The sequence below is a fragment of the Algibacter sp. AS12 genome (assembly GCF_046736315.1).
Taxonomy (GTDB): Bacteria; Bacteroidota; Bacteroidia; order Flavobacteriales; family Flavobacteriaceae; genus Algibacter_B; species Algibacter_B amylolyticus.
On sequence record NZ_CP151841.1, the window covers coordinates 221150 to 242065 of the forward strand.

22 protein-coding genes are annotated in these 20916 nt (G+C 33.6%); 5 read left to right on the forward strand and 17 right to left on the reverse strand.

Annotated elements, in window-relative coordinates:
• Positions 1 to 10: 10 nt before the first annotated feature.
• The 3 genes from AAFN75_RS00810 to AAFN75_RS00820 are packed head-to-tail and all read left to right on the forward strand — an operon-like array spanning position 11 to position 1557.
• Positions 11 to 553 (forward strand): RNA polymerase sigma factor, encoded by a 543-nt coding sequence (locus AAFN75_RS00810; RefSeq protein ID WP_411807813.1) that lies wholly within the window; start codon positions 11 to 13, stop codon positions 551 to 553.
• 45 nt (positions 554 to 598) lie between these two features.
• Positions 599 to 1105, forward strand: coding sequence for a hypothetical protein (locus AAFN75_RS00815; protein ID WP_411807814.1), 507 nt, complete (start codon positions 599 to 601; stop codon positions 1103 to 1105).
• 11 nt (positions 1106 to 1116) lie between these two features.
• Complete coding sequence (locus AAFN75_RS00820; RefSeq protein ID WP_411807815.1) at positions 1117 to 1557, forward strand: Spy/CpxP family protein refolding chaperone; 441 nt, start codon at positions 1117 to 1119, stop codon at positions 1555 to 1557.
• 14 nt (positions 1558 to 1571) lie between these two features.
• Here the strand turns inward: AAFN75_RS00820 and AAFN75_RS00825 are convergent, their stop codons facing one another.
• Positions 1572 to 2297, reverse strand: coding sequence for an NUDIX hydrolase (locus AAFN75_RS00825; RefSeq protein WP_411807816.1), 726 nt, complete (start codon positions 2295 to 2297; stop codon positions 1572 to 1574).
• 143 nt (positions 2298 to 2440) lie between these two features.
• On the opposite strand from AAFN75_RS00825, the gene AAFN75_RS00830 reads away from it, so the two are divergent.
• Positions 2441 to 3931: a mannitol dehydrogenase family protein gene (locus AAFN75_RS00830; RefSeq protein WP_411807817.1), complete on the forward strand. Its 1491-nt coding sequence runs from the start codon at positions 2441 to 2443 to the stop codon at positions 3929 to 3931.
• A 71-nt stretch (positions 3932 to 4002) separates the two neighbouring features.
• Here AAFN75_RS00830 and AAFN75_RS00835 read toward each other — a convergent pair whose 3' ends face one another.
• From AAFN75_RS00835 to AAFN75_RS00910, 16 genes are all read right to left on the reverse strand, one after another.
• The gene (locus AAFN75_RS00835; protein ID WP_411807818.1) at positions 4003 to 4884 is read right to left on the reverse strand and encodes a carbohydrate kinase family protein; all 882 of its coding nucleotides are present in this window, start codon (positions 4882 to 4884) and stop codon (positions 4003 to 4005) included.
• A 1-nt stretch (position 4885) separates the two neighbouring features.
• Positions 4886 to 6382 carry a mannitol dehydrogenase family protein gene (locus tag AAFN75_RS00840; RefSeq protein ID WP_411807819.1) on the reverse strand — a complete coding sequence of 499 codons (1497 nt, stop codon included), beginning with the start codon at positions 6380 to 6382 and terminating at the stop codon, positions 4886 to 4888.
• Between the two features lie 12 nt (positions 6383 to 6394).
• Complete coding sequence (locus AAFN75_RS00845) at positions 6395 to 7363, reverse strand: ABC transporter permease (RefSeq protein WP_411807820.1); 969 nt, start codon at positions 7361 to 7363, stop codon at positions 6395 to 6397.
• A 29-nt stretch (positions 7364 to 7392) separates the two neighbouring features.
• A complete protein-coding gene (locus AAFN75_RS00850; RefSeq protein ID WP_144117870.1) occupies positions 7393 to 8916 on the reverse strand; it encodes a sugar ABC transporter ATP-binding protein in 1524 nt (507 codons plus the stop codon).
• A gap of 18 nt (positions 8917 to 8934) precedes the next feature.
• Positions 8935 to 9999 carry a substrate-binding domain-containing protein gene (locus AAFN75_RS00855; RefSeq protein WP_144117871.1) on the reverse strand — a complete coding sequence of 355 codons (1065 nt, stop codon included), beginning with the start codon at positions 9997 to 9999 and terminating at the stop codon, positions 8935 to 8937.
• A 57-nt stretch (positions 10000 to 10056) separates the two neighbouring features.
• Positions 10057 to 10944 (reverse strand): hypothetical protein, encoded by an 888-nt coding sequence (locus tag AAFN75_RS00860; RefSeq protein WP_411807821.1) that lies wholly within the window; start codon positions 10942 to 10944, stop codon positions 10057 to 10059.
• Positions 10945 to 11344: 400 nt separating this feature from the next.
• Entirely contained in the window at positions 11345 to 12403 is a 1059-nt protein-coding gene (locus AAFN75_RS00865; RefSeq protein WP_411807822.1) for a WD40/YVTN/BNR-like repeat-containing protein, read from the reverse strand.
• Between the two features lie 81 nt (positions 12404 to 12484).
• Complete coding sequence (locus tag AAFN75_RS00870; protein ID WP_411807823.1) at positions 12485 to 13153, reverse strand: SCO family protein; 669 nt, start codon at positions 13151 to 13153, stop codon at positions 12485 to 12487.
• 4 nt (positions 13154 to 13157) lie between these two features.
• Complete coding sequence (locus AAFN75_RS00875; protein WP_411807824.1) at positions 13158 to 13775, reverse strand: toxin-antitoxin system YwqK family antitoxin; 618 nt, start codon at positions 13773 to 13775, stop codon at positions 13158 to 13160.
• A 14-nt stretch (positions 13776 to 13789) separates the two neighbouring features.
• Positions 13790 to 14587 carry a YHYH protein gene (locus tag AAFN75_RS00880; protein ID WP_411807825.1) on the reverse strand — a complete coding sequence of 266 codons (798 nt, stop codon included), beginning with the start codon at positions 14585 to 14587 and terminating at the stop codon, positions 13790 to 13792.
• Between the two features lie 69 nt (positions 14588 to 14656).
• On the reverse strand, positions 14657 to 15787 hold the full coding sequence (locus tag AAFN75_RS00885; RefSeq protein ID WP_411807826.1) for a YHYH protein: 1131 nt from the start codon (positions 15785 to 15787) through the stop codon (positions 14657 to 14659).
• Positions 15788 to 15931: 144 nt separating this feature from the next.
• Entirely contained in the window at positions 15932 to 17365 is a 1434-nt protein-coding gene (locus tag AAFN75_RS00890; RefSeq protein WP_411807827.1) for a CotH kinase family protein, read from the reverse strand.
• A 17-nt stretch (positions 17366 to 17382) separates the two neighbouring features.
• Entirely contained in the window at positions 17383 to 17667 is a 285-nt protein-coding gene (locus AAFN75_RS00895; RefSeq protein WP_411807828.1) for an EF-hand domain-containing protein, read from the reverse strand.
• Between the two features lie 128 nt (positions 17668 to 17795).
• On the reverse strand, positions 17796 to 18356 hold the full coding sequence (locus AAFN75_RS00900) for a Spy/CpxP family protein refolding chaperone (RefSeq protein ID WP_411807829.1): 561 nt from the start codon (positions 18354 to 18356) through the stop codon (positions 17796 to 17798).
• A 2-nt stretch (positions 18357 to 18358) separates the two neighbouring features.
• Entirely contained in the window at positions 18359 to 18676 is a 318-nt protein-coding gene (locus AAFN75_RS00905) for a hypothetical protein (protein ID WP_411807830.1), read from the reverse strand.
• 48 nt (positions 18677 to 18724) lie between these two features.
• Entirely contained in the window at positions 18725 to 19303 is a 579-nt protein-coding gene (locus AAFN75_RS00910; protein WP_411807831.1) for an RNA polymerase sigma factor, read from the reverse strand.
• Positions 19304 to 19687: 384 nt separating this feature from the next.
• Between AAFN75_RS00910 and AAFN75_RS00915 the strand changes: the two genes are divergently transcribed.
• Positions 19688 to 20902 (forward strand): RsmB/NOP family class I SAM-dependent RNA methyltransferase, encoded by a 1215-nt coding sequence (locus tag AAFN75_RS00915; RefSeq protein WP_411809302.1) that lies wholly within the window; start codon positions 19688 to 19690, stop codon positions 20900 to 20902.
• Positions 20903 to 20916 lie beyond the last annotated feature (14 nt).

The window sequence follows — 20916 nt, forward strand, 5'->3', positions numbered from 1 at the left end:
AACCATATTTGTGATTGAAGAAGCACAACTATTAGAACAATTAAAATCTAAAACCCATAAAAACAAAGCCTTTAAAGTTCTATTAGAACTTTACAAAGAGCGCTTATATTGGCATATACGCAGTATTGTAAAATCGCATGACGATGCAGACGATGTGATTCAAAACACATTTATAAAAATCTTTAAAAACATCGATAATTTTAAAGGTGATAGTAAATTATTCTCATGGATGTATCGTATTGCAACCAACGAATCTATTACCTTCTTAAACAAAAAAGCTAACCGCTTAAAGATAAGTAATGAAGAAGTTCAGCAACTTGCAATTAACAACCTAACTTCAGATGTTTATTTTGAGGGAGACGCCATTCAACTTAAACTTCAAAAGGCCATTGCAACTTTACCAGAAAAGCAACAATTGGTTTTTAATATGAAATATTTTGAAGATTTAAAATATAAGGATATGTCTGAAATATTAGAAACAAGCGAAGGCGCTTTAAAAGCGTCATACCATATAGCCGTAAAAAAAATTGAAGCCTACTTAACTCAAAATTAAACCTTTCCATTTTAATTTAGTCTTATAAGTAGTAATAAAAAGAAAATGAAAAATAAAGAATTACATAATCTTAAATCTGCAGGTTTTAAAACACCTGATGATTATTTTGATTCTGTTGAAGAAAAAATTTTCAGTAAATTAAATACTGAATCTGTTCTAGACAGTGTCAATACACCTGGATTTAAAGTACCAGACAACTATTTTGAATCACTTAACGAGCGCGTATTAAATAAGGCTCTAAGCGAAGAGAAACCTAAAGTTATACCTTTGTTTAGCAAAACAAACATAATTTACGTATCGAGTATTGCTGCCGCTATTTTATTATTATTCAACCTATCTATTTTTGATAGTAAACCTACTTTTGATAATTTAGATATTGAAACCGTTGAAAATTATTTAGAAGACGAAAGTATTAGCACCTATGAAATTGCCGCTCTATTTAGCGACAAGCAAATTGATGAAGATACTTTTATTGACTATAATTTTAATGAAGATAATATTGAAGAATACCTATTAAATAATGTGGATATAGAGACATTAATTTTAGATTAAAAAAAAAGAAGATGAAAAAAATAATACTTATAGTGGTGCTGTTTATGTCCTTGCACATATCAGCCCAACATAAAAACAGAGAACGAATAAAATCATTAAAGGTATCCTTTATTACAGAAAAACTAGATTTGACTGAACAAGAAGCGCAACAATTTTGGCCTATTTATAACGAATATGAAAAGCAATATTATGCTATTAGGTATATTGAATCTAGAGAAATACGTAAGGAAATAAGAGAAAGCTTAGATACGCTAAACGATAAAAAGGCTAATGCGTTATTAGCGCGACTTGAAAAGGCTGAAGTAGAGAAGCACAACGCCAGAATGGAATTTTCGAAACAGCTTAGCAAAATATTATCACCAAAAAAAATAATACTTTTAAAAATAGCTGAAGATGATTTTAAAAAGAAAATGTTAGAAGAATATAAAAAACGGAAAAAAGAGGATCATTAATGATCCTCTTTTTTTTACACATTAACTATAAAGTCCTTTTCGGTAACCTTATTGTAAACCTCTCTGCTAAATACATATAATTTAGATGGCTTTTTAGCATTACCTTTTTTAGTTTCATTCAGCGGAACGATATATATTTTCTTTAATACTTTTTTTCTAAAATTACGATTATCTAGCTCAATATCTAATATAGATTCAAAAGCAAATTGCAATTCATTTAAGGTAAATTTATCTGGCATTAAATTAAAAATTATAGGCTCTACCATAATTTTTTTCATGAGGTCTTCATGAGCATCCTTAATAATCTTGCTATGATCAAAACCCAACTCAGGTAAACCCTTAATAGGAAACCATTTAAAATGCTTTTCATTAACCGAAATACAATCTTTAGGCTGAGTAAAATAATACGCAATAGTCATAGACTGTGTTTTAACACCATGACTACGCACCCATAGTAAATCTTTATCCGATTTTATTCGCGAAGGATTACCGTACGTACGAAACTGCGTTCTATTAAAAACGTTATACCCTGTACTACTTTGAAAAATTATATTAGCCGAAGCCTCTAAAGTTTTACTTATATACACGCGACCTCCACAAATAACCCAATCGTCAATTACAGGGTAATTATCATTAAACATATTAAGCGTACGTTTGTGTAATAAGATGTTTAAACCATCGGTATCCAAACCAAAAATTACACAATCTACCGATACATTATCTCGCTTCCTAAAATCCATTTATGCTTAAAAAAAAGAGGGCATTAAAATTCAACTTACACACTGTTAATATACAATGAAACCATAAAATTTCAATGCAATTCATTAATTTTTTATGTAAATTTAAAAAGAAATTAAAACAACGCTAGTAACACCTTTATAAAATGCCAAATTCTTTATATTTAAAAATGGAAAACCTTGATGCTATAAAGGAAAATGCATCCATTCCATTATTTGACCGCGATCAAATAACAACAAGTATAGCTCATATTGGCGTTAGTAATTTTCATCGTGCTCATCAGGCTTTTTATATTAATGAGTTAATAGAAAAACATCAAGCTTTTAACTTTGGTATTTGCGGTATCGACCTTTTGGATTCCGATAGAAAAACATATAATGTTTTAAAAGATCAAGACGGCCTTTACACATTAATAACCAAAAGCCCAACAGGCTTTCAGAAACCCAAAATTATTGGTGCTATTGTAGAATATTTTTTTGGCCCCGAAAACCCAATGGCTGTTATAGAACGTTTAGCAAACCCAGATATTAAAATAATATCGCTTACCATTGCGGAAGACGGGTATCATTTAAATGAAATTACAGGCGAGTTTGACCAAAAACATCCCTCGGTAGCAGAAGAAGTTGTGAACCCTTTTAATCCTAAAACGGTATTTGGATATTTAACACAAGCCTTTAAATTAAGAAAACTTCGTGGTATAAGTGGTTGTACTATTCTGTCGTGCGACAATATTAAAAACAACGGCGACACCATGAAACATTCGTTTCTAAACTATGTTGAAAAAAACGAACCTGAACTTTTACCTTGGCTAAAAAACAATACAACCTTCCCCAATACGATGGTAGATAGGATTACTCCAACAACCCAACATAAAGATATTGATGCACTAAAAAACAACTTTTTAGTGGAAGACCAATGGCCCGTTGTTTGCGAACCCTTTACAAATTGGGTTATTGAAGATAATTTTTTTGAAACCAAACCCAACTGGGAAAAAGTAGGCGTCCAGTTTGTTAAAAACATTGAACCCTATCAAAACATGAAGCTTCAGCTTTTAAATGCTGGCCACAGTATTTTAGGGATATTAGGAACTTTACACGGATATAAAACGGTACATGAAGCAGCAAACGACGATGTTTTTATTCAATTTTTAAAATCCTATATGCATCAAGAAGTGGCACCTACTTTAGTAGATGCCGAAAACATGACTTTCAAAGCGTATAAAAGCACCTTAATTTCTAGGTTTAAAAACTCTAATATTAACGATAGCCTGTCTAGGATTTGTAGTGAAAGTTCAGCCAAAATCCCGATTTTTATTCTATCCACCTTAAAAATTCAACTATCAGAAAACAATTCAATTAACCACATCGCTTTTATTATTGCAGCTTGGTGTAAATATAACGATGGTATTAACGATTTGGGTTATGCCTATAATATTGTCGATTCTATTAGTAATACTTTAATTAGAATGGCGGCTTTATCGCAACAAAATCCAGTTAAATTTTTAGAAATAGAACCGGTATTTAACGATTTAAGCAGCAATCCTGTGTTTACTAACAAATATCTTCATTATTTAAATCATTTAAGAAACCACACCATCAAGGAAAGTGTAAAACAATTCAATGACAAATTACTGTAAATCTAAAAAAGAAAAAGGCTTCATGAATATTTACATGAAGCCTTTAACACTATTAACAAAAAAACAAATTCTTAGGAGTTAACCATTTTATCAATATCTTCTTGTTTAATTTCTGGATTAGCGCCTTCCCTACTTGCTACTATAGCACCTACAGCACAAGCAAAATCTAAGGCCTCTTGCGGCTCTGTTTTATTTAACAATTGTGTTATTATTGAAGCTAAAAAAGAATCGCCTGCACCAACAGTATCTACCACATTTACTTTATAACCACTATTGTAATAAAAGGCATCTTGATAATACAAAATAGCACCATTACCTCCTTTGGTTACACAAATAGTTTTGGCATTTGTTTCTTTAGCGACAAAGGCTATAATTTCTTCTAAAGATTGCGCCTTAGAACCTAAATTGCTTCCTATTTCTAGAATCTCATCATCATTAAACTTTACAAAATCGGCCTGATTAATTAAATACCACAATACATCCATAGTGTAATGAGGTGCTCTTAAATTAACATCGAAAATTTTATATTTTGCCAATTTTAAAAGCACATACAGTGTTTCTCTGGAGATTACATCGCGAGCTACTAAACTTCCAAAAACAAAAGCATCAGCATTCTCAACAACTGAAATTACTTGATCTGTAAGCTCTATTTTATCCCACCCTCTAGGGAACATAATATCGTATGATGCTGACCCTTCAACATCCAATGTAACTTTTACTTTTCCTGTTTTAAAGATTTCATCTATTTGAACACCATCTGTATTAACACCTTTACCCTTTAAAAACTTTAAAATTTTACGGCCTTTTTTATCCTTCCCCACACGACTAACCATCGAAACAGTATTATTAAAATCCTGTAATCTGGCAGCAACATTTAATGGCGCTCCTCCTATTTTTTTATGGGTTGGAAAAACATCCCATAACACCTCTCCAAAACAAGTTATATTTGCCATTTTAATTATAGTTTAACATGTTTGCATTAATTTCTAAAACGCAATTTTCAACACCTTTACTTGAGATATCTTGATAGGCTTTAGTATACGTTTCAACAAAAAGCTTAGAATCTTTTAGTTTTCCAAAAATGGACTCAATCTCTAAAAAAGCAACCGGATTATTTTTTGAAGCGATAGCCTTTTCGTTTAATTCTGCTTTCATAGCGTCCTTAATCAATAAGGCTTTACCGTTTTTATCTTGTCCTAAACTATAAATAGCCCAAGCTGCAACTACAAAAGCAGCATGCTCTATATGCCCGTTTTCTTTTAACTGAGAATTTATAGTTGGCAATACGAAAATCGGGAATTTAGCCGAACTTTCACTACAAATTCTATCTATTTGATCTTTAATATAAATGTTCCCGAAACGCTCTAACAACGAGGCTTCATAAGCTTCTAAATCGACACCATTTAAATCGCTAAGCACGGGTGCAACCTCATGTCTCATATAAGCCCGTAAAAAGCTATTAATAATAGGATTATTAGCTACTTCATCAATGGTATCATACCCCATTAAAGCGCCTAATATCCCTAAAACAGAATGTCCCGCGTTAAGTAATTGAAGTTTCATTTTTTCAAAAGGCTCAACATCTTTTACAAATTGTGCTCCTACGTTTTCCCAGGCTGGTCGTCCGGAAATAAAATCATCTTCGATTACCCATTGCTTAAATGGCTCGCAAACTACAGGCCACGCATCGTCAATTCCCGTTATTTCTTTTAAGTTTGAAATATCAATAGGACTAGTTGCTGGTGTAATTCTATCTACCATAGCATTAGGGAACGATACGTTTGATGCTACCCAAGTTACCAATTCTGGTTCGGCAACATTAATATAGCTCATTAGCATTTTCTTGGTCATGTCTCCATTACCTTGAATGTTATCGCAAGACTGAATAGTAATTCCTTTTACCCCATTTGCTTTACGTAATTTTAAAGCTTGCGTTAAATAACCAAATATAGTTTTTGGAGATTGCGAATGCTCTATATCATATTGAATTAATGGGTTTTCAAAATTGAATTCGCCAGTAGCCTCGTTATAATTATAACCTCCTTCGGTAATAGTAAGTGATACTATTTTAACCTCTGGACTTGCCATTTTCTCAATAACTTTTATTGGGTTTTCTGGCGCGTATAACACCTCAACAATAGAACCTATAATACGCCTAGAAAGTGTTCCATCTAACTCTTTTACAACCAAAGTATACAATCCATCTTGAGCTTTTAAAGTGTTGTAAATTTTAGTATCAAAATCTAACAATGCCACTCCACAAATACCCCAATCCTTTACTGTTTTATCGTGTAACAAATCATCTGTATACAAGGCCTCATGCGCTCTATGAAACCCTCCTATACCAACATGTACAATCCCTGTTTTTATGGCATCCCTGTTATAGTTAGGAATAGCTGCCACCTCCTTAAACTTTTCTAAGTTTAAGTTATTTAATTTATATGTTGTCATTATTTCTTTTTTTTATTTGCTATCGAAACGTTGAAGTAACACTGCAAAAATGATAATTGCTCCTTTAACTACTTGTTGTGGATAGGATGGCACATTTAAAAGATTTAAAATATTACCAATTAAACCCAAAATAAGCACACCCATTAATGTGTTTATAGCCGTACCTTTTCCGCCATTTAAACTTGCACCACCAATTACAACTGCTGCAATAGCATCTAGCTCCCAAGCCATACCCATATTAGGAGATCCTAAGTTGGTTCTAGAAGCTACAATTACGGCTGCTGTTGCTGCTAAAGCTCCAGAAATTGCATAAACTAGAAATTTATATTTATTAACTTTTATACCAGATAAACGAGATGCTTCTTCGTTACTTCCAATAGCAATAATTAATCTTCCAAATACATTGTAGCGAAGCAAAACCATAGCTAAAATGACAATTAAAAAGAATACAATGGCAATATTTGGAACACCTAAAGTTGAATTATTTGCAAAATTAGACATGAATTCGCCACCTGGAGTTTTAAAGGTAATTGGAGATCCTTTAGAGTAAATAAACCCTAAGCCTCTAGCAATTGTCATTAAGGCCAAAGTTGCTACAAACGGTGCCATTTTTTGATATGCCACGAGATAACCCGAGACGCTCCCTAAACCAAAACCAATAATAATAGTTAATATTATGGCCAATGGAAGCACTACTACATTAACCAATATAGCAAAGGTTACTGCTAATAATGCGACCATGGAACCCACAGATAAATCGATACCACCTGTTAGAATTACAAGCAACATACCAATACTAATAATACCTATACCAGATACTTGTTTTAATAAATTTGAAAGGTTTGTTGATGTAAAAAACACATCGGAAATTAATGCTGAAAATATTACCAGCAATATGAAAATGAAAATTGTATTATGTTTTACGAGAAACTTAAGTAAACCACCCGGGCTACTTAGTTGTTGTTTTATTGTTAATGCCATTGTTTTTTTTGTTTTTTGTTATAGCTTTGTTAGACTACTTGTTTAAGTTTTTCGCCAATAGAATAGCGTAAAATGTTTTCCTCAGAAAATTCTTCTTTTGATAATTCTCCGTAGAATGTACCTTCATGCATAACTAAGATGCGATCTGAAATACCCATAATTTCAGGCATATCCGATGAAATTACTACCACACCAACTCCTTTTTTGGCAACTTCGTTAATTAGGTTGTAAATTTCAATTTTAGCACCAACATCGACTCCACGAGTTGGCTCGTCAATAAAAATAACTTTACTATCAATACTTAACCATTTAGCTAAAGCTACTTTTTGTTGGTTTCCTCCACTTAGGTTTTTAACGTCAACTTCAGAACTTGGTGTTTTAATGTTTAACTTCTCAATTAATTCTAAAACATTTTTATATTCATTCGCTACATTTATAAACCCTAATTTACCAGAGATACCAGAAAAATTGGTAACGCTAATATTGCGTCTTATCGATAATGGTAAAAACACACCATCTTCTTTTCTATCCTCGGAAACAAATCCTATTTGGTGACCAACTGCACACACTGGCGTATTGGTTTTTATTTCCTTTCCGTTTAAAATTAAAGTTCCAGATTTCTTTTTATGAGCTCCAAAAATTAATTTAGCTGTTTCCGTTCTTCCACTTCCTCCTAAACCTGCAATTCCTAAAACTTCTCCCGGACGTACCGAAAATGACACATCATGAACTAAGGTATCTTTAGCCGTTAAATTTTTAACTTCAAAAACAGGAACCTCACCAATTTCAACATCGCGAGTTGGATATAAATCTTTTAATTCTCTTCCAATCATTAAGCGAATTACACCGTCTGTATCTGTATCTTTTACAGCCATACTTCCTGTATCTACACCATCTCTAAGCACAGTTACAGAATCTGCAATTTTAAAAATCTCATCTAAGTGATGCGATATATAAATAATAGAAATTCCTTTATCTCTAAGTTTAAAAAGGTTGTCAAATAACTTTTTAGTATCTGTTGGGTCGAAAACCGTAGTTGGCTCATCCAATACCAATACTTTAGTATCTTCTGATAATGCTTTAGCTATTTCTACCACTTGCTTTTGAACGATACTTAAATCTCTAACTCGAGCAGAAGCATCAATATCAAACCCTAATGAATCAATTAAATCTTGAGCATTTTTAGTAATCTCTTTCCAGTTCATCCAAAATTTACTTGAGCCCAATTTGTGCAAATAAATATTTTCGGCCACTGATAAATCGTTTACTAAGGATAACTCTTGAAACACAACACTGATACCTAAAACCTGACCATCGTGAGTGTTTTTAGGACTAATTTCTTCGCCATCTAAAATTACTTTTCCAGAATCCTTTTGGTGCACACCACTTAAAATTTTGATTAAAGTAGATTTCCCTGCTCCGTTTTCCCCTAGTAAAGCATGGATTTCTCCAGGCTTTACTTTAAGGTTTACATTTTCAAGTACAGAAACCACACCGAAACTTTTTGATATTCCGGTCATTTCTAATCTGTATTCACTATCTGAAGTTTTCATATAAATGAATTTTAAAGATTAAAATAAGGCTTTAGGATCATAATACTTAGCAGCATTCTCTTTTGTAATTAATAGTGGCGCTGTGAATGACGTTTTCTTGAAATCTCTTTTTCCATTCATGTATTGAATAGCATACTCTACGGCATTTTTTCCAATTTGCACCGGACTGTTCATTGCAGTACATCCGTAAAAATCGGTATCCATAATGTACTTAATAGCTTCTTTTTGTCCGTCGGCACCAGCAACAATTAAAATATCATCTGTTTTACCTGCCTGTTTTATTGCTTTTATAGCACCTAATACACACACATCAGATTCTGTAATAACAACATTAATATCTGGATGTGCTACTAGTATATCTTCCATAGCTTTTAAACCACCTGCGTAAGACCACTCTGTATATGCTTGCGTTTTAACGTTTAAATCAATTTTACCTTGGGTTCTTAATTGTTCTTCCGTTATACCTTGTAAGAGTCCTTGTTTTCTAGTTCTTCCTACAGGGTTTCCAGCATTACCACTTAATAAAGCAATGTTCATTTTAGTGTTTCCCATTTTTTTAACTAACCACTCGCCTGCTAACTCACCATTTGCTAAATTATTAGACTGAATAGTTGTTACGTAATCTGCAGAAGGATTAATAGAACTATCGATAATAAAAACCGGAATACCAGCAGCCTTAGCCACTTTTGTTACACCTACTAAGGCATCAGGATCTTTTGGATTTAATAATAAAGCATCAACACCTTTAGTAATTAAATCCTCTACTGCTGCAACTTGCTTATTAATATCATCTTGTCCGTCGGCAGATAAAAACACCATACCATTTTTTTCGGTACTTGCTTTAATACTTTGCAAAAGGGCTTGGTAATACGGTGCGTTTAAAGACGGCGTAGCATACCCTATTTTTTTCCCAGTTAAATCTATTGCGCTTTCTACTTTTGCGCTAGTATCTTCGGCACTATTTACATCTGCTTGAGTGGATGCTCCTTGATCTACACAGCTTGAAAGATTAAATAATAAGGTTAAAACAAATAATGGTTTAACAATTTGCCTTAAAACGGATGTCATGTTTTTTGTTTTCATAATAAATGGTTTTATATCTTAATTTAGTTAATAGTTTATTTTATATTCTTTAAAGTACTAAAAAATGGTTATATCCACTTGAAGTACAGTTTTTTCTTTTTCTGGGTTCCACATTGCTGTAACTCCTATTGGTAATTTATGATTACCAATTTTAATTTTATCACCGTAAGTAGCACCTACATTAATAAGGTTTCCTGCACCTTCGGTATAAAATGTTTTATCGGTTACAAAAGACCAAGCTCCACCTACAAATAAAGATAAGTTAGCATCTTGTTTTTCCCAAACTTTACTTGTAACCTCAAAGTAATGTGTCCATGAATCCTCTAAAGAACCATCTTCTTGCACTTCGTAATCGCCCGAGCCACCACTAAGAATAGTAGCAAAATATAATAATGTATTAGGTGAAATGTTATACCCAAAGTTAAGATCTACAAAGTTGTAGCCTTGTGTTTTATCATAACTCCAGTAATGCAATACATCGCCACGTTCTTCAACACCTGTATAGTTATTATGTGTAACCGCCTCTATAAAAAACTTGTCAGAGAAACGGTATTTAGTATATAATGAAAACTCTTGGTAGTGAGCCCCTACGTTTTCGCCAGTATTTTTATTTACAACATCTACAGTTGTTAAACTAGCTCCTCCCCATAAACCAAATGTGAATTTTTTATCTCTAGAGTTATACTCTAAGTTAGTAGCTAACATGGCACCTGGGTGTACTACAAAACCATGCCATAAATGCATGTTTTTTATATGTGCTCCAGCTGTAAAAGCTTTGTAATCGTCGTTGTTATTTTCATCTTGAGCAGTAACTGTATTAAATCCTAAAAACAGAACACACAAACATACTAATTGAATAAAACGCGTTTTGTTACATTTTGATTGTCTTGAATTAAAAACAGAAGCAGACAGATTTTGCTTAGTGTTTTGAAGTGGTGATTTCATAATTTCAATGTTTAGTTTAGTATTTTTCAATAAACGTACTTTAGACGTTTGTTATGCAAATATATACTAATTGAAAGTTAATATCAAAATATATTTTATCAACAATTACTTATAATTGAGCACATTACAAACTTTTTAAGGTCGGAAAAATTTTGAAAAGCTTGAAAACAAAGGGATTAACGTATTATTGACGTTTAAAAAAATATTTTAAAATTTTAACAAAAAAAACATGAATAAAATATCAATCTCGGAAATAAAAGGCCTTTTTAATGTAAGATTCTGAGTGTTAAAATTTAAAAAACACTAAAAAAAACAAGAATAACCACCTTGTTAATGGTGTTACTACAACCAAAAACATTTAAAAAAAAGATTAAAAACCTAAAAGAGAAGACAAAACACTTTACTTAAACACTAGTTTAGAAATCCTACCCGCCCCAGCAGCATACGCCACGGAATCATTTAGAATACGAATGGTATAAAAGCCTTCATCGCTTAAATGTTTCCAGGAGTCGCCGGAATCATTACTATAATCGACACCCTTAAACCCCACAGCAACTAGTTCTTTTCCGTTACCATTAGGGATATACTGTACACAGCTTCTGTACCCCGGATTTTGATTTTGAGCTACGAGCTGCCATGTTTTACCACCATCGTTAGTTCTTATTTTGTTAGCAGCATTATTATCTGGCTTGGTATAGTCGCCACCAATAGCGAATCCGTTTAACTCATCGTAAAAATCAATTGAATAAATACCCTCTGTTTCTTTAGCCTTAACTATTGGTGTATTGTAAACACGCCATGTTTCACCTTTATCTGGAGAATAATAAACACGACTAGCCGTTGTAGCCACCCAAGTATTATTGCCTATAATAGCAATATTAGTATCGCTTGCTGCAAAAGCACCTTCGTTTTCTGTTCCTTTTGGTAAATCATTACAGGATAGTTTTTTCCAGGTGTTACCACCATCTCTAGTTATAATTACACTTAAACAGTCATCCGTAGAATCTCCTATAGCTATTCCTTCTTGGTCGTTCCAGAACTCCATAGAGTCATAGAATGCTTTGGGATGGTTTTCTTGGTAAACTAGAACTTTTTCGTCATTCTTAATTTTATACAATCTAGCAGGCGAAGCTATAGATAAAGCAAAACCATTGTAATTAGTAGCTGCAAATGCTCTAAAATTATTATTTACACTATCATGAGCCATAGGAATAGGATACACCACATTCGATTTTTCATCCGCATCTGAATAATAAACAACACCACCATAACCATTTGATGTTAGAAAAAAGACATTATCATCCTTAGTAATCTCCAACGCTCTTATACTTAATAATGAATCTAATTGATGATTTATTATAAAGACCTCGTTTAACTCTCTAGACTTAGCAACTGCTTCCTTTTTTCCGCAGGAAAAGAACACAACAACACCTAAAATTAATAGTACAATACGCTTCATAAATTCGAATTTCTATAAAAGTAAAAAAGCTTCATGAATAAATCACAAAGCTTTAAGTCAAAACAATTGCTATTAACCAACTCAAGATTCTTTTTTTAATGCCTTGATATCTATAATTAATTGCGCCATAGAAGCGCGATTTAACCCATTGTATATGCCGCGAATATGCTTATTCTTATCAATCAATAAAAAGTTCTCGGTATGCAAAAAATCTTCAATACTTTTTTCTTCTCCTAAATCACTTTCAACAAAATAATGATCTCTACCAAGGGTATAAATATCATGCCGACTTCCTGTTACTAAATGCCATTTATTGGCTATAACATTATTATTTTTAGCATAAGCTTTTAAAACAGAAACCGAATCTGTACTAGGCATTACTGAATGTGATAATAATAGGATATCCTTATCATTTTTAAATTCCTCCTGAATTTTTGCCATATTACCCGTCATTTTAGGACAAATACCAGGGCAAGTGGTAAAAAAGAAATTTGTTATATAAATCTTATTTTCAAACGTATTTTGAGTAACCATTTCTCCCAATTGATTTGTTAACGAAAAATCTGGAATTTTATGAAACGCTTTCTCTTCTTCGGTATTTGGAGTTAACCAATGTGGAGTAAAAGTTTCGTCGTTGTAATACGGCAAATAATCTACTCTGCTATTTTCAACAACTTTAACCGTTTCTTTTTTAATGTCCTTTTTACAAGCTGTAAAAATTAGCAACATTATTATACCTAAGTATTTCATAATATTAATTTTTTCTAATAACAACTTCATCCTCTAACCTAACACAAGAATTTGCTCTACTTAAACCAAAAGTTCGACCATTTTTAGCTTCGTAGTTAACATATATTTTACCGTTAGCTAACCACGCTTTTTGCAAACCGTGTTCTTTTCCATCTACAAAATGCCTTAATTTATTTAATTGACCGCTTGAAAACCATTTTCTCTCAACACCTTGTTTAACACCTTTTTCGTAAAAAGTTTCACCTGCCAAAACACCGTTTTCCCACCATGTTTTATAGACACCTTCTAACCTATTATTTTTATAATAAGACTCTAATTGAAGGTTTCCTTTTTTAGTCCAACGTTTTGCAACACCTTCTCTTTTCCCATTAAAAAAGCCCCATTTTTCTTCTAAAACACCATTAGCATGATACTTTAAAGAATAGCCATTGTATGGTTTATCGTTGTAAAACCATTGGCCTTTATTCCCATTAAGAACCAATTCTTTTTTCAGCACCTCAACACTATCTATAACAATAGATTGCACTTCCTTACCAACTGCATTTACAGGTTTACTAGACGATGTTTCTTTGCAACACGTTATACAAAAAGCAATGAGAACAAGAAAAAGAATTGGTTTCATGTTTTTTCTATGTTTTAATACCCTTGAAAAGGTCCAGCAAAAAGCACATACGCTGGTTCATAGGCATAATTTCCTGCGGCATACACCTCATTAATAATATGGTAATGATATTCTTCTGCCCCATCTGTAAACTGCGTTATAGATGTGTGACCACCTGAAGCATCTAAATCGGTTGGAACAGCTCCTGTAGCACTACACTGTCTTCCATAAATAAAAACACCATCAAGTAAAATACCTACCAAACTATCATCATTACTAGTAATTGGAGTAGGCTCTAAATGGTAGTGATATACTCCCGGACCTTTATGAGCACCTGCCCAATCTAAACTTCCTGCGGCTTGATCTAAATCTCCAGCACCTTCTTGATCATTAAATATAGAAGATCCACTAACCGCTATACCAATTGTATTTAACTGGGTAGCAACAGTTGCACCAGTTAAGTTTGGTACTGCATCAACGGTAATACTTGTAGCTTCACCTTGCCCACCACCAATATAAGTATCTTCAGTTGTTTTTCTTACATCTGGTTCGTCTTTATAAAGGACATTATCCGGCTCCCAATAAATTGAAGCATGATCTGGATATCCCGTTGTTTCAATAGTAACCTCGGTACCATCATCAGATAAAAATACAGTAACCGCATCTTGGTTAAACTCAGCAAAAGCCGCATGCAATTCTGTTACAGCAACCTCATCTACGTCGTCATCGCCATCATTAGCATTATCTGTACTTGAAGAGTCATCACTACTGCAAGCAAATAATGCAAAAGCAAAAATTGTAATGAAAGTAAAAGGTTTCAAATAGTATTTCATAGTCTTATTGTTTTAATATTATTAATATTTAGATGCCAGTATTAAAATAAACTTGCGCTCGTTCATAAACTAATTTCTATTATCTTGTGGTCGCCCACCTTGACGACCTTGTTTGTTTTGTTTTTGTCCTTTTTCTAATTCTTCTTTTGAGATAAATCCATCTTTATTAGCATCAACCTTAGAGAAATCGTCAGCTAATGGTCCTTTAGCTTCTTTTTCAGATAATTTACCATCTTTATTAGCATCCATTTGCTTAATAATATCGGTAGCGCTAGGTCTTTGCCTTGGTCGGTTTCCTCCTTCTCTGTTTTGAGGTCCGCGTCGTTCCTCTTGCTCAACTTCACCCATTAAACAACGACTTACATATGGAAACTCATTAGTTACCAAATACATGTATTGCCCATTTATATTAATCCCGTTACAGGCATCCAAATCGCCATAACCTTCAACATATTCAAAATCGGAACCGTAAGTACCATCGTGATGACCACCAACAGAAACATCAATAGTTTCTCGGGCGGTATACGTGCAATCCTCTCCTTCTCTATTACCATCCAAAAGCTTATAACTCGGTTTATACGCACCGCTTTTTGAATAATACATAGGGAAACCATCATGTGCAAAACCAACATGAACCAAATCATGACCGGTATCTGAATTTTGGATTACCGAAGTAGGCGACCCGTGATAATGGTAAGCTCCTGTAGGTTGAACGTGAGCATGATTAAAATCTAATCCTAAATCAATTAAATCTTGAAAGGCTTCCACCCTATAATTTTCACCAGTATCGCACACCACAACCTCAGCAGTTCCCGGCTCGAATTTTACACCGTTTAAGGCAATTCCTGGTTCTCTTACCCACTGTGCTTCTCCTGTATATTTTGGTTTTACAGGAAAGGTGTAGGTCTTATTTTGTGCCGAAATACTATTAGGGTTCCCTTGGTTTGGAAAAGCTCCAGTTTTATGATTGGGCAACGCGTTGGTAACCATTTTCCGGGTGTTACCACTAACAGTTACAATGGTTTTAGTACCATAACCCTCGTTAATTAAAGAATAGTTTCCAAAATAATTAATAGGACTTTCATTATCGTGGTTATGCGAATGTACGCCTTCAGCATCGTGACTATGTGTCCCGGTATTACTTTTACAGCTTACTAATACTATTAAAAGCATACATATTGTTAGATATCTATTTTTCATCTTCATTATTATTAATTTATTCTACTTTGTATTTAGATGTTGTTTTTACCAATAACTTGTGGCCAACATTCTTTTTTTTGAAAAAAGCCTCATAATATCACTTATGAGGCCTTTAAAAAAACTAAACCAAACTCAAATATTATATTAATTGTTTAAATAAATACTTACTGCTGATGCTCTAGAAGACACATGACTTTTTAACGTATTTACCGCAGTCTGAAAATCGGCACTTGAATTTAAAAACGTATATCCTGGATTCTCTGAAGTGGCATACTCCTCAATTAAAGCAGCATACGATGTATATAAGGATTGCATAGTACTGGTATTAAAAGCACCATCAACAACCTCTTGCACATAAGCTTGATACTTTGCTTTGTAAACCTCATCTTGATACATGTAACCAATTAGTGGCCATTGTGATGCAGAAATATTCGAAAAATCTAAATTTGCAGCACCACCTTGTTTTCCTTCTTGAAGCGCCTCATTATTATCCCAAGGAATCCATGTTAACTTACTAGTATCTGGATTATTATATAAGAAATAATTATGCGTCATTATACCGTAAGTATCCCAGTTTTGAATAACCGTATTTACAGCTAAGTATTTTAAAAACACATCGGTATCTAAAACAGCATCTAAGTTAGACCTCCAAGTTTCCGCATCAGTGCTGCGTATTCCATCGTTTATTACAGAAAGTAAGTTTGCTACATCGCTAAAATCGGCCTCATCTTCATTTGTTTTCTTTACATATTCATCTTCATCATACGTACCGCTAGCAAAACTTGCCGCGTCGCCATCTGGTTTGTATAAATTACCATCATCATCGGAAAATTGTGTATCTATAACCGTATCATCAACCTCTTCAACCAAAGTGTATAAACCAAAATATACCGGACCATCTCCATGATCAACATAAACGGTATAAAATGCTGTATGAGATACTGCTAAACCTGCATTTTTAAACACATCGGCAGCTACTTTTTCGCGTAACATCGATTTATCGTCGAAATTGTTTTTAAGACTTAATTTTTTAAATCCATAAAAACGCTGGTTATCTATTTGTGGGTAATCATCTTCAAACTCATCAAAATCTAATTTAAATGATAGTTTTAAAATACCATTTTGCCAGCTGGTTTGCAAGCTAGAGTTACCTTTAAAACGCACACCAACTCTATACCATTCTTTGTCTTTATAAAACACTTCGGCAGGCACAAAAATTGGGTCTTCGTCGGTATCGGTTAAACCACCACCTCTAGAACCACCTCCAAAAGTACCGTACAAATAGGTCATATCATCCAACATATTTTGCCAACGCGCTTCTGTAATGACTATATCTAAACGTTTTACAGCGTTATCTTCAAAAACCTCATCAAAATTTGGATCTACATCTTTAGTGTGTGTTTCCGTGGTCCAATCTGTAGCTTCAAAATCGGTATCATCTATTACAACTTCTACCTCTTCCTCAACACTTTCTTCATTTACTGTATTATCATCATTATTACAGCCTATAAAAAAGAACGTTAGTAATACAAAAACTGCCGTTTTAGTTATTAGTTTAATTGCATGTATTGTTTTCATCTTATAAAATTTTAAGGTTATTTTCTTTCTTTTCTTTCTGGCTTAGGCGCATTTTTCAATTCTTCCTCTGTAATAAACCCATCTTCATTGGCATCAATTTTAGCAAAATCCTTTTTTAAAGGTCCCTTAACTTCCTTTTCAGAAAGTTTCCCATCTTCATCGGCATCCATCTCTTCTAATAACTCCTTAAAAGTTGGTGGCTCTTTTCTATCAGGTCTATTATCAGATTGTCCAAAAGAACTGTTCGACATAAATAATGTTATTCCAAAAACCAAAATGACTGTTTTAAATACCTTGTTCATATTTTCTAAATTTTATTGTTATGTACTTTTAGATGCTATACTATTTTTAAACTTGTGATGCCTTCTGTTAAAAAAATCACAAAAAAAAGACCCTCAAAATATGAAGGTCTTTTTTAAAGCTATTTGTTTTATTGACTAGGCGGAGGCATTTGCTCCATACCTTCGCCATCCATTGGTGGCGGAGGTCTATGACCATTGGGCCCATCCTCTCGTCTTTCTCCCGGTCTTCTTTCTGGAGGTCCTTGCGCTCTATCGCCACGCCTAAGTGCATCTTTTAATATGTTATTAAACGTTTCCTGTTGCTCTGCAGTGCAAATCTCTTTAATCTTACTAAAATATCTAAAAACTTCTAAATCCTTAGCTGCTTCCTTTTCTCCTATTAATTTTGTTAACGCTATAATTTTAGATTCATCAAAACTAGCATCAGAGAATCCATTAAACATATCATCCTTTAACACTCTAATTTCGCTGCTAATGTTTTGCATACGTTTATGGTGCTTTTTATCTAACACATCAAACCTTGCCTTTTGTGCCGGATTAAACCCCAACTCTTTTGTTAAAAACATTTTAGGACGCATAGGCTCTTTTGTGTTATTATTCGGTCCTGCACCTAAATAATTATAGAGAAAAAAGCCATTCACCACAATTAAAAAAACAAGTAGAATATATAATGGTAATTTTTTAGACATAATTAATTTAATATTAAGGTATCCTTATCACTAGCCACCAACCCATAAGACTCGGCAAACTCACTTAAATTCTCATCGTAACTCGATGCGGTTTCCATTTTACTAAAAGCAACCACATTAAGTACAACTATACAAACCAATGTCGCTAATTGCAGCTTAGGTGTAAACCAACTCCAAACGCTTTGTTTTTCTTCCTTTTCGGCAAATAACACCTGCATGGTTTTATCTTTAAAAAAGGGAGACACGTTTACAGGCTCGATGGCATCAAGCGCGCTAAACGCACTATCAACCTTATCTTGTATGTTTTTATTTGTTTCCATATCTCCGTGTTATATACTATTAGATGCAAAAAAATTTAAAAACTTGCGCTAATTATCATTTTTATAAAAATTTTCTAAAAGTTTCTGCAAATTCTTTCTAGCCCTAAACATTAAACTCTCTACCGACGACACACTCTTTTCAATAATATCGCTAATTTCCTGATAACTTTTACCGTCTACCTTATGCAATGTAAAGACAACCTTTTGTGCATCTGGCAATTGATTTATAGCGTAAAACAAGGTCTCACTCTTCTCCTTATTTTCCAAAATAACACCCGGATGATTCATTTCGGTAAAATAATTAGTTTTATCCAATGGCACCTCATTACCCGTAATAGCTTGCAAAAAAGCAAAACGTTTTTTCGTGTTACGCTTCCTTATAAACTCCAAGCATTTGTTGGTAGTAATCCTGTAAATCCAAGTAGAAAGTTTAGAGTTTCCTTTAAATTTCCCTATCGAATTAAATACCTCAACAAAAACATCTTGAGCAATATCCTCGGCATCCTCCTTATTAGGCACAAACGAAATACAGGTAGCAAAAACCTTTTGTTGGTACTCGTCCAACAACTTCCCATACGCATTGGCATTATGGTTTTGCAATCCCGTTATAAATTCGTTTTCTGTCAAAAAAAATATTAAACTAGATGTCTTCCTAAAATTTTAGGATTAACAATTTCAATTAAGCCACCAAAGTTAAGCTTTTATAAAAACTACATAAATATAGAAGTAAAAAAATAAGTCTTACCTGTATTTGGGCGTTCCCCTATCGGGTCTGGCTTTACGCTGCAAGTCCTCAGTCGTACCTCCCTGTGGGCTTTCCACTGCAATCCTTAACGCGGGCAAACCAGCTAATATTACACATAAAACCATATTAATACACATCTGCTAGCACTCGTATTTTAAAACAGAAAACAAAAACACCTATGGTGTAAAACAAACCACTTTAAAACCTGTAAACAAGTTAAAAATTAACCATTTAAAAACGTACCTTTGCAGCCTTATTTAAATACCATGCGATTACATAGAAACCTCTGCTTTGCAGTTATAGACGGCCTAACATTAATCTTCAACGAAGGTAAATACGCCGATAAAGTTATACAACAATTATTAAAACGTGATAAACGTTGGGGCTCTCGCGATAGAGGCTTTGTTGCCGAAACCACATACGAAATGGTACGTTGGAAACGCCTGTATGCCGAAATTGCCGAAGTTAAAGAACCTTTTGATCGTGATAACCTATGGCGCATGTTTGCCGTTTGGGCAACCTTAAAAGGTATAAAATTACCAGACTGGAAATATTTTGAAGGCACACCACTACGTAAAATTAAAGGACGTTACGACGAGCTTTCTAAAGTGCGACGCCTAAAAGAATCTATTCCAGATTGGATGGACGAAATTGGACGCAAAGAATTAGGCGATGCCGTTTGGAGCAAAGAAATAGCAGCTTTAAACGAGCAAGCCGATGTTATTTTAAGAGTAAACACCCTTAAAACAACTAAAGAAAAATTACAAACCGAATTATTCGATTTAGATATTGAAACCGAATTTATAGACGGTCACCCAAGCGCACTTAAATTACGCGAACGTGCTAATGTATTTGCTACCGAAAACTTTAAAAATGGTCATTTTGAAGTTCAAGATGCGAACTCGCAATTAGTAGCCGAATTTTTAAATGTGCAACCCGGTATGCGTGTTGTAGATACTTGTGCTGGTGCCGGCGGAAAAACCTTGCACCTAGCTTCCTTAATGGAAAACAAAGGGCAAATTATTGCAATGGATATTTACGGCAATAAACTAAACGAATTAAAACGTCGTGCTAAGCGAAACGGTGCTCATAATATTGAAAACCGCGTTATAGCATCTACAAAACCAATTAAAAAATTATACGACAAAGCAGATCGTGTTTTAATTGATGCGCCATGTTCTGGCTTAGGTGTGTTACGCCGTAACCCTGATGCAAAATGGAAATTACAACCCGAGTTTATAGATAAAATAAAAGAAACTCAGCAAGACATTTTACAGCAATATTCTAGAATGGTAAAAGTTGGCGGGCAACTAGTTTACGCTACTTGTTCTGTATTACCTTCAGAAAACCAAAATCAAGTTAAAACCTTTTTAGCTTCGGAAGCTGGAGCAAGCTTCGAATTATTAAAAGATAAAAAACTACTATCGCATAAATCTGGATTCGATGGTTTTTATATGGCTTTGTTGGAGCGTAAAGCATAACATAAACTTAGATA

Bases quoted from the DNA above. Each gene is read 5' to 3' on its own strand.
- AAFN75_RS00815 (WP_411807814.1), top strand. From the start codon at position 599: ATGAAAAATAAAGAATTACATAATCTTAAATCTGCAGGTTTTAAAACA.
- AAFN75_RS00820 (WP_411807815.1), top strand. From the start codon at position 1,117: ATGAAAAAAATAATACTTATAGTGGTGCTGTTTATGTCCTTGCACATA.
- AAFN75_RS00825 (WP_411807816.1), bottom strand. From the start codon at position 2,297: ATGGATTTTAGGAAGCGAGATAATGTATCGGTAGATTGTGTAATTTTT.
- AAFN75_RS00830 (WP_411807817.1), top strand. From the start codon at position 2,441: ATGCCAAATTCTTTATATTTAAAAATGGAAAACCTTGATGCTATAAAG.
- AAFN75_RS00835 (WP_411807818.1), bottom strand. From the start codon at position 4,884: ATGGCAAATATAACTTGTTTTGGAGAGGTGTTATGGGATGTTTTTCCA.
- AAFN75_RS00840 (WP_411807819.1), bottom strand. From the start codon at position 6,382: ATGACAACATATAAATTAAATAACTTAAACTTAGAAAAGTTTAAGGAG.
- AAFN75_RS00845 (WP_411807820.1), bottom strand. From the start codon at position 7,363: ATGGCATTAACAATAAAACAACAACTAAGTAGCCCGGGTGGTTTACTT.
- AAFN75_RS00850 (WP_144117870.1), bottom strand. From the start codon at position 8,916: ATGAAAACTTCAGATAGTGAATACAGATTAGAAATGACCGGAATATCA.
- AAFN75_RS00855 (WP_144117871.1), bottom strand. From the start codon at position 9,999: ATGAAAACAAAAAACATGACATCCGTTTTAAGGCAAATTGTTAAACCA.
- AAFN75_RS00860 (WP_411807821.1), bottom strand. From the start codon at position 10,944: ATGAAATCACCACTTCAAAACACTAAGCAAAATCTGTCTGCTTCTGTT.
- AAFN75_RS00865 (WP_411807822.1), bottom strand. From the start codon at position 12,403: ATGAAGCGTATTGTACTATTAATTTTAGGTGTTGTTGTGTTCTTTTCC.
- AAFN75_RS00870 (WP_411807823.1), bottom strand. From the start codon at position 13,153: ATGAAATACTTAGGTATAATAATGTTGCTAATTTTTACAGCTTGTAAA.
- AAFN75_RS00875 (WP_411807824.1), bottom strand. From the start codon at position 13,775: ATGAAACCAATTCTTTTTCTTGTTCTCATTGCTTTTTGTATAACGTGT.
- AAFN75_RS00880 (WP_411807825.1), bottom strand. From the start codon at position 14,587: ATGAAATACTATTTGAAACCTTTTACTTTCATTACAATTTTTGCTTTT.
- AAFN75_RS00885 (WP_411807826.1), bottom strand. From the start codon at position 15,787: ATGAAAAATAGATATCTAACAATATGTATGCTTTTAATAGTATTAGTA.
- AAFN75_RS00890 (WP_411807827.1), bottom strand. From the start codon at position 17,365: ATGAAAACAATACATGCAATTAAACTAATAACTAAAACGGCAGTTTTT.
- AAFN75_RS00895 (WP_411807828.1), bottom strand. From the start codon at position 17,667: ATGAACAAGGTATTTAAAACAGTCATTTTGGTTTTTGGAATAACATTA.
- AAFN75_RS00900 (WP_411807829.1), bottom strand. From the start codon at position 18,356: ATGTCTAAAAAATTACCATTATATATTCTACTTGTTTTTTTAATTGTG.
- AAFN75_RS00905 (WP_411807830.1), bottom strand. From the start codon at position 18,676: ATGGAAACAAATAAAAACATACAAGATAAGGTTGATAGTGCGTTTAGC.
- AAFN75_RS00915 (WP_411809302.1), top strand. From the start codon at position 19,688: ATGCGATTACATAGAAACCTCTGCTTTGCAGTTATAGACGGCCTAACA.